8 protein-coding genes and 1 pseudogene are annotated in these 13,813 nt (G+C 69.6%); 2 read left to right on the top strand and 7 right to left on the bottom strand.

The annotated features are described in order from the left end of the window. Both NJ1_RS06095 and NJ1_RS06090 read right to left on the bottom strand, forming a co-directional pair. Nucleotides 1-500: DUF6542 domain-containing protein (locus NJ1_RS06095; protein WP_339380949.1), on the bottom strand; the 500-nt coding region annotated here is incomplete at its 3' end. 116 nt (nucleotides 501-616) lie between these two features. Then, a complete protein-coding gene (locus NJ1_RS06090; RefSeq protein WP_067688471.1) occupies nucleotides 617-1,831 on the bottom strand; it encodes a DNA recombination protein RmuC in 1,215 nt (404 codons plus the stop codon). 225 nt (nucleotides 1,832-2,056) lie between these two features. On the opposite strand from NJ1_RS06090, the pseudogene NJ1_RS06085 reads away from it, so the two are divergent. Both NJ1_RS06085 and NJ1_RS06080 read left to right on the top strand, forming a co-directional pair. Further along, nucleotides 2,057-3,235: pseudogene (locus NJ1_RS06085) on the top strand (exonuclease SbcCD subunit D); the annotation flags it as partial. A 394-nt stretch (nucleotides 3,236-3,629) separates the two neighbouring features. Next, nucleotides 3,630-6,974 carry an AAA family ATPase gene (locus NJ1_RS06080; RefSeq protein WP_067688469.1) on the top strand — a complete coding sequence of 1,115 codons (3,345 nt, stop codon included), beginning with the start codon at nucleotides 3,630-3,632 and terminating at the stop codon, nucleotides 6,972-6,974. A gap of 192 nt (nucleotides 6,975-7,166) precedes the next feature. On the opposite strand, the gene NJ1_RS06075 is transcribed toward NJ1_RS06080, so the two are convergent. From NJ1_RS06075 to NJ1_RS06055, 5 genes are read right to left on the bottom strand one after another with little or no spacing between them, the layout of a single operon-like run. After that, the gene (locus tag NJ1_RS06075; RefSeq protein ID WP_067688467.1) at nucleotides 7,167-8,384 is read right to left on the bottom strand and encodes an SfnB family sulfur acquisition oxidoreductase; all 1,218 of its coding nucleotides are present in this window, start codon (nucleotides 8,382-8,384) and stop codon (nucleotides 7,167-7,169) included. After that, nucleotides 8,384-9,499, bottom strand: coding sequence for a dimethylsulfone monooxygenase SfnG (sfnG, locus tag NJ1_RS06070; protein WP_067688464.1), 1,116 nt, complete (start codon nucleotides 9,497-9,499; stop codon nucleotides 8,384-8,386). The genes NJ1_RS06075 and sfnG overlap by 1 nt, the downstream gene beginning before the upstream one ends. 19 nt (nucleotides 9,500-9,518) lie before the next feature. Beyond that, complete coding sequence (locus tag NJ1_RS06065; protein ID WP_067688461.1) at nucleotides 9,519-10,901, bottom strand: styrene monooxygenase/indole monooxygenase family protein; 1,383 nt, start codon at nucleotides 10,899-10,901, stop codon at nucleotides 9,519-9,521. Between the two features lie 25 nt (nucleotides 10,902-10,926). Next, nucleotides 10,927-12,354, bottom strand: coding sequence for an LLM class flavin-dependent oxidoreductase (locus tag NJ1_RS06060; protein ID WP_067688459.1), 1,428 nt, complete (start codon nucleotides 12,352-12,354; stop codon nucleotides 10,927-10,929). Further along, nucleotides 12,351-13,574, bottom strand: coding sequence for an acyl-CoA dehydrogenase family protein (locus NJ1_RS06055; RefSeq protein WP_067688455.1), 1,224 nt, complete (start codon nucleotides 13,572-13,574; stop codon nucleotides 12,351-12,353). The genes NJ1_RS06060 and NJ1_RS06055 overlap by 4 nt, the downstream gene beginning before the upstream one ends. Nucleotides 13,575-13,813: the final 239 nt, after the last annotated feature.

Here is a 13,813-nt window from a genome sequence, read left to right as displayed (position 1 = left end):
GTGGCGCGGGCCGTGCGGGCGCGGGGCTTGGGGCCGCCGGTCGCGCCGCCCGAACCGGCCTCGTTCTCCCGGCGGTGCAGGACGACCCGGACCGCGCCGACGATCAGGACCAGCACGGTGGCCAGGGCCATGGTGGGGAAGCGATTCACCAGGGGGATGGCCAGGTTCAGCAGGATGTCCTTGATCTTCAGGCTGCCGTCGTTGCCCATGATCTGATACGCGATCGGCACCGCCGCGAACAGCAGTAGCGGAGGCAACACCATGGTGGTGAACAGACCGCGGAAGCGGACCACGAGCGCCGCGATCAGACAGCCGATCACGTAGCAGGTGGCGAACGTTCCGGTCAGTTCGTCACCGCCGCGCATATCGATGACGAAGCCGGTGAACGCGCAGGTCACCGCGATCAGTACTGCCGCACCGGCAGGCACGCCGGGAACCGACGGCAGGATCGACCGGTGCGACGGGGGCACCTCGGTTCGCTCGCGCTGGGTAACTGCCACGTCAAGCACACTAAGGCATGCGACTGTTTCGCGAGGCAGGCGACATCACGCGGGTGCTGTTTGTAACGTGGCCGGCGATTAGCTCCGACCGCTCGCGCGGCTCGTTCCGCTCCGATTCACTCGGCTGTCTTGGCGGCCTCCCGTTCTGTCGCCCACCCGCGCGCGGTGCGCGCCGTCTCCGGAGCGGGGGCGTCCGCCGTGCTGGACACCTCGGCGAAAGAGACTGCACGCGGCCAGGATTCCACCGGGTGGATCTCCGGCACTTCGGCGTCGGCGACCTCCAACTCGTGCAGCTTGCGCGCGGTCACCATCACCCGGGACTCCACCGAGGAGACGGTGTGGTTGAAGGCGTCCACGGCCTTGCCCAGTTGTGAGCCCAATCGGTCCAGATGGCGGCCGGTGGTGCCGAGCCGGGTGTAGAGCTCCCGGCCCAACTGCTGGATCAGCGCCATGTCCGCGGTCATCGCCTCCTGCCGCCAGCCCAGGGCGACGGTGCGCAGCAGCGCCATCAGGGTCGTGGGCGTCGCGAGCACCACATTGCGGCTGAAGGCGTATTCGAGAAGAGCGGAGTCGGTGGTCAGGGCGGCGTCCAGGAAGGGGTCGCCGGGGACGAACAGCACCACGAACTCCGGGCTCGGGTCGAAGGCCGCCCAGTACTCCTTGCTCGCGAGCTGATCGATGTGGGTGCGAAGGTGCCGGGCGTGCCGGGTCAGATGGCCCTCGCGTTCGCGCGGGTCCTCGGTGCCGGCGGCGTCGAGGAAGGCGTTGCACGGAACCTTCGCGTCGACCACGATGTGTCGGCCGCCCGATAGCCGCACCACCATGTCCGGGCGGATCACGGTGTCGCCGCGCCGGGTGACCTGGGTGTCGAAATCGCAGTGCTTGGTCATGCCCGCGAGTTCGACCACGCGCTCCAGCTGGATCTCACCCCAGCGGCCGCGCACCTGCGGAGCCCGCAGCGCCGCCACCAATTGCCCGGTCTGCGTGGACAACTGATGCGACATCCGGGCCATCCCCGCAACCTGTTCGCGCAGGCCGGAATACGCGCCGATGCGATTGTGCTCGACCTCCTGGATGTGCCGGTTGAGGGTGCCGACCGCCTCGCGCAACGGATCCACCAGGGTGCCGATGGCATGGGACTGGCGCCGGGCCGCGTCCTCGCTGGCCGCGCTGAGGGACTGCCGCAGAAATCGTTCGTTGTCGTGCATGGCCGAGAGCCGCGCCTCGGCCACCGCCGCGCGCTGACCCGCTCGCGCGGTGTGGCCGAGCCAGCCCACGGCGAGTCCCGCGATGAACACCAGCAGCAGCGCAAACAGCATCGGTGCGGTCATGGCTGCAGATAGTGCCGTACGCCACCGACAGAATTGTGAAACCGGCAACTCCTCCGCGATCACAGCAGCGTGCCGCGCGCCGGGTTCGCGCGGAATGTCCTTCTCGATGGATGTGTGTGCGAGCGTTCGGCTCCGGTCCGCATGGCGCGCAATGCATGCGCGAGTTTTCGCCGGACTCGTGGGTAGCGGTGAGTTTGTCGGCGGCATCGCCTAGCGTTTTGCGGCATGCGGATCCTGCACACCTCCGACTGGCATATCGGTCGCACCTTCCACGGTGTCGATCTGCTGGTCGATCAGGAATCCTCGCTGCTGGCCATCGCGGAGCTGGTCGCGGCCGAGCAGGTGGACGTGGTGGTGCTGCCGGGGGACGTGTACGACAGGTCCATTCCCAGCGCGGACGCGATCGCGGTCTGCAATCGGGGATTCGAGGCCATCCGCGCGGCCGGTGCGACAATCGTGGCCACCTCCGGCAATCATGATTCCCCGACCCGGCTGGGTGCGCTCGGGAGTTTCGCCGCGGCGGGCGGGTTGCATCTGCGCTGTGGCATATCGGAGGTGGCGCGGCCCGTAATGCTGTCCGATTCGCACGGACAGGTCGCGTTCTACGGAATCCCATACCTGGAGCCGGAAATCACTCGCGCGGAACTGGGCGTGCCACAGGCGCGCTCGCACGCCGAGATTCTGGACGCGGCGATGCGACTGATCCGCGCGGATATCGCGGGCCGCTCGGGCGAGGCCGGAACACGGACGGTCGTGCTGGCGCACGCGTTCGTGGTCGGCGGCGAAGCCACCGGGTCCGAGCGCTCGATTTCGGTGGGCGGGGTGGAGACGGTGCCGCTGTCGGCGTTCGACGGCATCGACTATGTGGCGCTCGGGCATCTGCATTCGCCGCAGACGCTGTCGGAATCGGTGCGGTATTCCGGTTCGCCACTGCCGTATTCGTTCGGCGAGCGGTCGCACCGCAAGGCGGTGTGGATCGTGGAGCTGGAGGCGGACGGCCTGTCCTCGGTGCGGCGGCACGATCTGCCGGTGGTGCGCGGTCTGAGTCAGATCAGCGGAACCCTCGACGAATTGCTCGGCGCCGCCGAGTATTCCGCCGCGGAGGCGGACTACGTCTCCGCCACGCTGACCGACACCAGGCGTCCGGTCGATTCGCTGCGTCGCCTGCGTGAGCGCTTTCCGCACGCCGTGCACGTGGAATGGGCTCGCCCCGAGGGCAATCCGGAGTTGCGCTACCGCGAGCGCGTCCACGGCCGCCGTGATACCGAGGTCGCCGAGAGCTTCCTCACCGACGTGCGCGGCGCCCCCACCCCCGGTGAAATGGCCTGGCTGGAACGCGCTCTCGCCGCCGCCGTCCGCGAAAAGGACGGTCCCAGCCGCGCCCCCGCCCGCATGGCCTCCGCCGCCCTGGAGGGTGATCGTGCCGCGCCCAGCGTCGATCAGCCGATCGTCGACGGCCGTGCCGCCTCGACGGACCAGCGCTCCGAACTCGAAGCCCCACCGATCGAGCAGGGCCACCGACCCGACTTCGATGCCGCAGCCGATGCGGGCGCGCCGGAGTCCGGTGGCGCTGCCACAGATTCGGGGGAGCGGGGAACGCGGGCGGACTTCGATGTGGTCGCCGAGGAGTATGCGGGGGACGACTTCGAGGCGGCCGGGTTGTTCGATATCGGGGATGTCGGCGGGGATTCCGAGTTGTCGGCGTGAGGGGGAGCGGGCGCGGTCCGGCGGCGTGTCGGGTGGGCGTGCGGGTGTGCGGGGCTGTTGGATGGGGCGTTGAGAGGGAAGGGGACGGTGCGTGCGGCTGCATCGATTGGAGCTGACCGCCTTCGGTCCGTTCGCGGAGACCGCCGTGGTGGATTTCGACGAGCTCGGAGCCGATGGGCTGTTCCTGCTGCACGGGCAGACCGGTGCGGGCAAGACCACCGTGCTCGACGCCATCGCCTTCGCGCTCTACGGCCGGGTGCCGGGAGCGCGCGACGAGGGCAAACGATTGCACTCCGACCATGCCGACGAGCAGACCGCTCCGCACATCACGCTGGAGGCGACGCTCGGCGGTCGTCGCCTGCGCCTCACGCGCACAGCCGAATTCCAGCGTCCGAGCAAGCGGGCCAAATCCGGGTGGGTGAAGGAGAACGCGTCCGCGACGCTGGAATGGCTGGACGGGCGCGGCCAGAACCTGTCCCGGATTCCCGATATCGGTGAGGAGGTGCTGCGGCTGCTGGGTATGAGCGCCGATCAGTTCTTCCAAGTGGTGCTGCTGCCCCAGGGCGATTTCGCCCGCTTCCTGCGCGCCGACAACGAGGAACGCGAAAAGCTCCTCGAAAAGCTCTTCGACACCGAACGTTTCGGCACCGCCGAGCAATGGCTGATCGACAGCCGTCGCGCGAGCTCCGCCGATCTGGACACCCGCACCCGTAGTATCGAAAGCCTTATCGCGGGCGTCGGCACCGCCGCGGGCCTTGCGGTCACCGAGACCGCCGGTCCGCTGGAATCGGTGGAATGGTCTCAGCGCCTGCTCGCGACCGCCCGCGCCGATCTGGCAACGACCGCCACCGAACTCGAACAGCACCAACGGAATTCGATCGAGACACAGGCAGCCGCGGAGGCGCAGCGCCGCGTCGCCGAACTGCACGGCCGCCTGAACACCGCGCGCTCCCAGCTCGCCGAGCACACCGCCACGGCGGCCGTGCGCGTCCAGTGGCAGGCCGAACTCGACGGCGCCCGCCGCGCCGAACCGGTCGCCGCCGCCCTCTCCGAAGCACGCGAGTCCGCTGTGGTGCTGCGCCGCCGCGACGGCGACGCCACCCGCGCCGCCGAACAACTCGCCGATCACCTCCTGGAACCGGCCGGAGCGGAGCTGCCCGGAACCTCCTGGGCCGCAGCCGATCTGATCGACTCGGAGCTCGCGGGCACCGACCTCGCCGCCGATCTGGCCGATCTCGAGGCCGCCGTGCCCTCGGTGGCGATGGACGTGATCGCGGATCCGGCGACCGGAACGGATCAGGAGGCCGAGAATCCGCGCCGGGCGGACTCCGACGCCGCCGCCACCTCCCGTGCCGAAACCAGCGGTCCCGGAGTCGGTCCCGCCGCCACACAGCCCGGCGGTCTCACCGCATCGCCCGGAGTGGTGGCGGCGCAGACGCCCGCCTCCGGGAACGGCGGCGATCCCCGTGTCGCCCAGCGGAATCGGCTCGAGGTGGCGGTGCAGCGCTGGAGCGCGCAGGTCGGCGCGCTCGACGAGGTCAGGGTCGACGCGGAGTCCGCGACGACGCTCAGCGCGGAATTGGTCGGATTGCGGAACGAGCAGCGCACGCTGTCCGTGCAGTCCGAGAAGCTCGCCAAGCGCAGCGCCGAACTGCCGGAAGCCGTTGCCGGAGCCCAGGTTCGATTGCGGGCCGCCGCCGATGCGGCAGCTCGTCTGCCGGGTCTGGACGCCGAATGCGAGCGGTTGCGCGGCGCGGCCACGGCGGCCGTCGCGCTCGATCAGAAGCGCAAGGAACTGGTGCCGGCCGGGACCGCGTTCGAGTCCGCTCGATCCGCGCATCTGGACGCCCGCGAGCGCACCCTCACCCTGCGGGAACGCCGGCTGGCGGGAATGGCGGCGGAACTGGCCGCCGCGCTCGCGCCGGGGGAGCCGTGCGGCGTGTGCGGATCCCCGGAGCATCCCGACCCGGCCGAACCCACCGAATACGCCGTCTCGAAAGATGCCGAGGACAAGGCGCTTTCGGCCGAGCGCAAGGCCGAGACCGCGCGCGAGGACGCCGGGCAGCGGGTGGCCGAACTGGAACGCGCCATCGAGGTGCTCGTGGAACGCGGTGGTGACGGCGACCGCGCGGAACTGGCCGCCGCCCTGAACGCCGCGACCACCCGCTACACCGAGGCGCGCGCTCTCGCGGACCTCCACGACCGTCTCACCGCGGAGGTCGAGCGGCTGCGCGCCGACGAGTCCAGACTGCAGGACGAACTCCGCGACTGCGAAAGCCGCGGCAGCGCAACGATGGAGCGGATCGTCGCGAACGACCGCCGCCTCGCCGAGCTGACCGAACGGTTGCGCGCGGCCGCCGGCGCGGACGGCACCGTGGATCGCCGCCGCGCCCGCCTCGAGATGCTGATCGCCGACGCCGGTGCGCTCCGGCAAGCCCGCATCGCCGCCGTGGCCGCCCGGGAACAGGTCGCCACCCTGGCCGTCCGGGTCGAGAAGCTCTCGTACGAAGCCGGTCTCGTCGACTCCACGCCGCCGGTCATGGGCGAATCCGGCCCCGACTACGCGGTGCTGGCGGAATACGCGCGCGCCGTGGACACCGCCTCGCGCTCCGCGCAACAGCAGGCCGATATCGAAGCGACTTTGGTCGCCGCGGATCGTATCCGGGCGCACGCGGAGGCGGTGCTGGCCGAGCCGGAGATCCAGGCCGCCGCCGGGGTCGAACCCGGCGATCTGCCCGCCCTGGAAACCGCTGTGGCACAGGCGCGCACCCTGCTGAACGAGTCGGTCGCCGCGCACTCCCGAGCGGCCCGGCGGGTGGAACAGCTCGAGGACCTGTGCTCCCAGCTCTGGGCCGCGGTGGATCGCATTGCACCGCTGCAGCGCGCCCACGCGGAACTCTCCAGCCTGGCCGATGTGGTCGCCGGTCGCGGCGAGAACAACCGCCGCATGTCCCTGCGCTCCTACGTCCTGGCCGCCCGGCTGGAAGAGGTGGCCCTGGCCGGTTCCGTCCGCCTCCGCCGAATGTCCGGCGGCCGTTACGAATTCGTCCACACCGATGTCGCCGGACCCCGGGGCCGCCGCGGTGGTCTGGGCCTGGACATCCGCGACGATTACACCGGCAACATCCGCCCGGCCAAAACCCTCTCGGGCGGTGAGACCTTCATGGCCTCACTGGCTCTGGCCCTGGGCCTGGCGGACGTGGTGGCCGCCGAATCCGGCGGCCTGGTCCTGGACACCCTCTTCATCGACGAGGGTTTCGGCAGCCTCGACGCCGACACCCTCGACGCCGTCATGGGCGTCCTGGACGATCTGCGCTCCAACGGCCGGGTCGTCGGCGTGGTCAGCCACGTGGACGAGATGCGACAGCGAATCCCGAGCCGCCTGCACGTGATTCGCGGCCGTAGCGGTTCGCACCTGCGCACCGACGTCGCGTGAAAGTCATCGCGACCGACGTCGCGTGAAAGTCATCGTGCAACCGGCACAGGGCCGCTCGGTGAGACCCCGGACGGATCCGCGTCGGACCCGTCCGGGATCAGGGCGGCCTACCCGCCGTCGGTGAAACGTCGGACCGGCCTCACGGCACACCGTCTCACGGCACACCGTCTCACAGCACACCGTGCAGCGTCCTCACAGCACACCGTGCAGCGGCGGCGGGGTGTCGTGCAGGAGGGCGCGGCCCAGGTGCTGATATTTCCAGCGCTGCGGGTCGTGCAGGGTGTGGGTGCGGGCATTGCGCCAGTAGTGGTCGAGATTCAGATCGGCCGCGGCGCTGCGGGTTCCGCCGAGTTCGAAGAGCGCGGCCGAGACCTCGGTGGCGGCCCGGTCGGCGAGCACCTTCGCCGCGGCGACCGTCAGCGAGGCATGGGCTGCGGCGCGGGCGCCTGCTTCGGGCGCGACCGCCGCGTCCACCGCCAGTCCGGCGGCGGTGAGAGTGGCCTCGGCGGCGGTCACGGTGACCGCCAGTTCCCCGAAGCGCTGGATCAACAGCGGGTCGTCGATGGCGCGGGTGACACCCGACTCGAACCACGGACGGGCCTTGGTGCGCACGAAATCCGCTGCCGCGCTGAGAGCTCCGCGTGCGATCCCGGCGTCGATGGCGACGTGCAGCAGCTGGGCGTAGGCCCCGTAGCCGGTGGGCGCGTGCACGGCGGCCGAGCGCGCGAGGAGTTGGTCGCGCCCGACCCGCACGTCGTCGAAGGCAACGGTTCCGCTGCCCGTGGTGCGCTGACCGATCCCGTTCCAGTCATCGACGATACGGACCCCGGGTGTGCTCGCCGGAAGGTACGCGACGTACTCCCCGGCGGGCAGCCCGCTGAGCCCGTCCGGGTCGTCCAGTCGGGTGAGCACGGCCAGCAGATCGGCGAAAAGTGAACCGGTACAATAATATTTGACGCCGTCGACGCGGAATCCGTCATCCACCGGACGAACCGTGGTGGCGATATCGGTGACCGTCGCCCCGCCGCGTTCGGACTGCGCGTTGGCGATTCGCGCACCGGACAGCACATCGGCGAAGTATCTACCCTGCTGAGCCGAATCACCGGCCAGTCGAAGCAGATTCAGATACACGAAGTGGCTGTGCGGAATCTGCGCGATATTCGGGTCGGCGGTCGCGAGCAGCCGCACCACCTCCGCGACCGCGCTCGGCGGCAGGTCCGCACCCCCGAACTCGGCGGGCACGGTCACGGCCAGCAGCCCACTCGCCGAGAGTCGATCGATCTCCGAAACCGGAAGGCGCCGCTCCCGGTCCCGCTCACCCGCACCCGGGGCGAACTCCGCCGCCAGGTGCGCCGCAACGGAATACGCCTGATCGGCCGAGGTGATCCGCTCGGCGGCGACGGCGGTCATCAGGCCGGCACCGGTGCGGGTGTGCGCGCGGCCTCCAGCTCGCGCACCAGCGGCAGCACCTTCGCGCCGAAGTACTCGATCTCCTCCTGGAAGTGCAGGAACCCGCCGAGGATCAGATCCACGCCGCGGTCGCGGTAGGCGACGATGCGCTCGGCGACCTGTTCGGGCGTGCCGATCAACTGGGTGCGGAACCCGTCGTTGTACTGGACCAGATCCTCGAAGCTGGAATCGGCCCACATGCCCCGCTTGTCCTTGGTGGAGGATCCGGCCTGCTGGACCGCGTCCCGGAAGCCCTCCACCGCAGGCTTGTTCGCCTTCTCGATGATCTCGCGGAGAGTGTCGCGAGCCTCCTTCTCGGTGTCGCGGGCGATGATGAACCCGTTGAGCCCGAACTTGACCTCCCGATCGTTGGCGCGGGCGATACCGCGCAGATCGTCGAGTTGTTCGGTGACGCCGTCGAAGTCCTTGCCGTTGGAGAAGTACCAGTCCGCGTATCGGCCGCCGTTGCGGCGGGCGGCGGTGGAGTTACCACCCTGGAACAGTTCGGGATTGGGGCGCTCGGGAGTGTTCAGCGGCTTCGGCTTGAGCGTGAAATCACGGATGCGGTAGAAGTCGCCGCCGTAGTTCACCTCGTCCTCGGTCCACAGTTTGCGGATCACCTCGAGGAATTCGGCGCTGCGCCGGTACCGCTCGTCGTGTTCGAGCCAGGGCTCGCCGAGCGCGGTGAATTCCCCCGCGAACCAACCGGATACGACATTGATGGCGAAGCGGCCGTTGGACAGATGATCGGCCGTGACGCCGAATTTGGCGAGCACCGCCGGATGCCAGAGCCCGGGGTGCACGGCCGCGATGACCTTCAATCGCTCGGTCGCGCCGAGCAGCGCCAGACTGAAGGAGGTCGATTCGTGCTGATACTCCGCGCCATAGGACGCGGTATACCTGACCTGCGACAGCGCGTACTCGAAGCCGACGCGCTCGGCGGTCTGCGCGAGCTTCTTGTTGTACTCGAAATCCCAGCCGGTGCGCTGTTCGATATCGCTGGTGACCAGCCCACCGCTGACATTCGGGACCCAATAGGCGAACTTGATCTCATCCGCGATCTTCTCGGTGCTCATGGCGGCTCCAATCGTGTGGTCAGGCGTTGGCGAGGGTGTTCGAGAAGGCGGAACGCTCGAACCGTCCGGCGGGGGTGAAGCGCCCGAGCAGCTCCGCCGCGTCCTGTCCGGTTGCGGCCGTGACGAATTCGGCGGTCGTGGCGGGGGAGTCGACGCCCAGGAACGGTTGCGGCCGATGCAGCAGGCCGACCAGCGCGGACGCGGCCTTGGGGTCGACGGCGGCGGTGGCGAAGAGCTGATTGCCGATATCGGCGAGCTCGGGATCGCCGAGGAACAGGCGGGTCACCTTGTTCGCGGCGTCACCGCGCGCGGCCAGGAAGCTCGCGTACTGCGCGTCGATCCAGGCCTGGTCGAACGGGCCCTCGTGCACCGCGGCGGCGGCGATCAGGCGCTGGGCCTGGATCAGGCCGCTCTGCGCGCCCTGCCCGGCGATCGGGTCGTAGGCGGCGGAAGTGTCACCGAGAGAGGCGATCACGTGCCCGCCGGCGGTCTTTCCCGATCCCGAGCGCACCACCGGCCGCACGGCGCCCTTCAGCCACGAGTGCGGATCCTCGGCGATCACCCGGGTGGCGAGCACCTCGGGCAGATCCCACTCGATGTAGTCGCGGTAGAGCTGCTGCACGATGTCGTGCGCGGAGACCGCGGAATCGGCTGCGGCGAAGCGCTTTTCCCAGTCGCTGCCCGGCCGTGCCCAGCCCAGGAAGGCCCAGCTCGGCCCGGCGTCCTTGTGCAGGTACGGACCCCACCAGCCCTCGCCCTGATCGGCGAGGATGGAGAACCCGCTGTGCCCGCCGCCCGCGCGGCTGCGGTGCGCGAAGACGCTCTCGTCGTGACCGAGACCCGTGACGGTCACCGTGAGCAGGGAGCGCTGCGGTCCGGCGTAGACGGTGCGGGCGGTGTCGACGGCGAACAGGTCCGACAGCCCGCCGCGACCGGTCGCGACCAGGGTGAGGTCCTGTGCCGCCGCGATGGCGTCGAGGGATTCGGGCGTCACCGCGTCGACCACGAACTGCCCGCCGCGCTCGAGGAACAGGCTCAGGCGCTCGTCCGCCTTCAACCGGGTATCGACCGCGACGCCCGCGTACCCGTCGAAATGCCCGTCGAAGGCGATCAGTTCCTCGCGCTCGGGTCCGGCGATGCGGACGCTGAGCCCGGTGTGCCGGGGCGCGCGGGCGGTGTAGCTGTCCAGTCCCAGCGCGGCTTCGGCCTGTTGCGTCTCGCCGAATTGCAGAGCCGTGCCGGTGGCGGGCACGTCCTGGCGCAGGGCTCGCTGATCGCGATCGCTGTAGAGGGTGACGGTGAATCCGGCGTCGAGCAGGCCCAGCGCGGCCGTGACGCCGGTCTGGCCGGCTCCGATCACGGCGGCCGAACGGGTGGAGCGGCCGGTGGCATGTGAGGTCATGTTCGTTCCTTTCCGATCCTGCTGTTCAGAGGGAGATCGCGGACCCGGGCCGGGAGACGGCGTCGGGCAGCGCGGTGGAGGCCGAGCCACCGGGTCGATAGGTGGCTCCACGGTGTTCGGGCGGCAGTCGATCGCCGCGGTCGAGCAGCTTGCCGCGCAGCGTGCCGGGGGCGTACTCCCGGGCATACGCGCCGCGCGCGGTGAGCTCCGGAATCACATGGTGCACAATGTCTTCGAAACTTCCCGGGGTGATCGCATAGGCCAGATTGAACCCGTCCAGGTCGGTCTCCTCGGCCCAGTCCTGGAGCTGATCGGCGACGCTGGAGCCCGAGCCGACGAAGACCGGGCCCATCCCGCCGATGCCCGCCCAGCGGCCGATATCGCGGACCGTCCACTCCCGGCCGTCGTCGTCGAATTCCTGGAACGCGGCGACAGCGGACTGGATGGCATTGCTGTCCACCTGGCCGATCGGATCATCGAGGTCGTACGCGGACAGGTCGACGCCCATCCAGCCGGACATGAACACCAGCCCGCCCTCGATGCTCGCGTAGGACAGATACTCCTCGTGCTTGCGCGCGGCGGCCTCGTCGGTGGCATCGGTGATGACGGTGGCCAGGGCGTAGATCCGGGCCGAGTTCCGATCTCGTCCCGCGGCTTCGAGGGCATCGCGAATACGGGAAACAGTCTGCGCCAGAATTCTTTTCGACGGCCCGGCGATGAAGATGGCCTCGGCGTTCTCGGCGGCGAAGCGCACCCCGCGCGGCGACGCTCCGGCCTGGTAGATCGTCGGCGTGCGCTGCGGCGACGGTTCGGACAGGTGAATGCCGGGAACCGTGTAGTGCGTACCCCGATGGCCGATGTGGTGCACCTTCGCCGGGTCCACGTACACGCCGCGCTCGACGTCGCGGACCACCGCGTCGTCCTCCCAGGAGCCCTCCCACAGCTTGTAGAGCACCTCCAGGTACTCATCGGCCTGGTTGTAGCGCTCATCGTGGTCGAGCTGGTCGGCCGCGCCGAAATTCCTTGCGGCGGAAGGAAGATAGCCGGTGACCACGTTCCACCCGATCCGGCCGCCGGTGAGGTGATCGAGGGTGGAGAGGCGTCGCGCGAACGGATAGGGGTGCTCGAATCCGGTCCCGGTGGTGATGCCGAAGCCCAGATGCTCGGTGACCGCCGCCATGGCGGACACCAGCAACAGCGGGTCGGCGACCGGGATCTGCGCGCCCTGGCGCAGCGCGGCGACGTCGTCACCGCCGTAGACGTCGTAGGTGCCCAGCACGTCGGCGATGAAGATGCCGTCGAATCGCCCCTGCTCCAACAGTTTCGCCAGTTCGGTCCAGTAGCTCAGTTCCTTGTACCGATGCGACTGATCCTGCGGATGCCGCCACAGTCCGGGGGACTGGTGCGCGACGCAGTTCATGTCGAAGGCGTTGAACCGGATACGCCGCGTCATCGCGATTCCTCTGTCGCGGAACGACGTTCGCCCGCGCTCCAGGCGAACGGCAGCGGCGCGTCGTTCAGCAGATGGTCGCCGATCGCCCGGGCCTTCTGGATCGCCGGATTGTGCACCGAGATGGTGCGGGCGTTGCGCCAGTGCCGATCCAGGCGCAGCCGCTCGGACACCACCGAGGCCCCGCCGACCTCGAACAGCAGCGTGGTCGCGGGCAGTACCAGGTCGATCACCGACAGCTGTGCCTGCGCGGCGGCGAGTTCCACTGCCACCAAGGCGCTTTCGTCCTTCGCGCCGGTGTTCAGAACCTCGTCCAGGAGATCCGCGACCGCGAGCACGGTGGCCCGGGCCGCGAAGGCCGCGCTGGACAACCGGCCGATGACCTGCTGCACCAGCGGATCCTCGCGCGGCAGGTCGGCGGCGGAATGGGTGTAGCCGCGGGTGCGGGCCGCCACCCACTCCCGGGCGTCGAGTTCCGCGCGCTGGGCGATGCCCGCGAGCACCGCGAGCTGGACCAGTTGCAGATACGAGGTGCCGTAGGTGGGGCCGGGTGCGCCGTAGCCGGGGCCGAGAATCCGGTCCTCGCGCACCGCGACATCGGTGAACTCGGTGGTGCCGCTCGCGGTCAGGCGCTGGCCGAAGCCGTCCCAATCATCGTGCTGCCGAACACCTTCGGCGTTGGCGTCGACCAGCAGGCCGATCCGTTCGCCGTCCCGATCGGCCGCGACCAGAATGTGGTCGGCGTACAGCGAGCCGGTGCTGTAGTACTTCGTGCCGTTGAGCAGCCAGCCGTCGTCGGAGGCGGTGAGCGTGGTCTGATACCGATCGACCGCGCCGACCCCGGGTTCGGTGATCGCGTTCCCGATCAGCGTGCCCTGCGCCAGCGCCCGCAGCCAGCGTTCGGACTCCGGTCCGGGGGCGGCCAGCAGCTGATCCTCCACGAAGGAGAAGTGCACCCGAAGTGCCTGCGGCAGATTGGATTCCGCGGCGGCCAGATCGATCAGCAGCCGGAACAGCTGACGCACGCTGACGCCGTAGCCGCCGTGTTCGATCGGGACCCGCAGTGCGCCGAAGCGCGCGTTGCGCAGCCATCCCACCTCCTCGAAGGGGAGGCGTCGATCTATTTCGCGCTCGACGGCGCGCTGGGCAATGCTCTGGAAGATCGGCCCGAATGTCGCATCCAGGTCGGAGTCTGTGGTGGTTTTCGCCGCAGTGGATGTCATCGCTCAACGATTGCGCGAGCGTGGCGCACGGGCACCAGTTAGACGCACCGCGATTGAAAGCCACAGGCTACCGTGGGCCGCAAATGTGGCGGCTGTCGCAGGACGCCGTGGTCAGTGCGCGGTTGCCGGAGCGGTGCGAGCGCGGCAGCATCACCGGCCCCGCCCCCGCGGCATCGGCGGTTGTGCGAGGCGGTCTCCGCGCTCCAGGCGTCGTCCCGCGGCGGTGCGTCGAGCCGATC

The organism is Nocardia jejuensis NBRC 103114, from assembly GCF_001613145.1.
Taxonomy (GTDB): domain Bacteria; phylum Actinomycetota; class Actinomycetes; order Mycobacteriales; family Mycobacteriaceae; genus Nocardia; species Nocardia jejuensis.
The sequence above is the reverse complement of the archived record's forward strand: the minus strand, read 5'-3'. Positions and strand labels throughout refer to the sequence as shown.

Bases quoted from the DNA above. Each gene is read 5' to 3' on its own strand.
- sfnG (WP_067688464.1), bottom strand. From the start codon at position 9,499: ATGAGCACCGAGAAGATCGCGGATGAGATCAAGTTCGCCTATTGGGTC.
- NJ1_RS06055 (WP_067688455.1), bottom strand. From the start codon at position 13,574: ATGACATCCACTGCGGCGAAAACCACCACAGACTCCGACCTGGATGCG.
- NJ1_RS06060 (WP_067688459.1), bottom strand. From the start codon at position 12,354: ATGACGCGGCGTATCCGGTTCAACGCCTTCGACATGAACTGCGTCGCG.
- NJ1_RS06090 (WP_067688471.1), bottom strand. From the start codon at position 1,831: ATGACCGCACCGATGCTGTTTGCGCTGCTGCTGGTGTTCATCGCGGGA.
- NJ1_RS06075 (WP_067688467.1), bottom strand. From the start codon at position 8,384: ATGACCGCCGTCGCCGCCGAGCGGATCACCTCGGCCGATCAGGCGTAT.
- NJ1_RS06065 (WP_067688461.1), bottom strand. From the start codon at position 10,901: ATGACCTCACATGCCACCGGCCGCTCCACCCGTTCGGCCGCCGTGATC.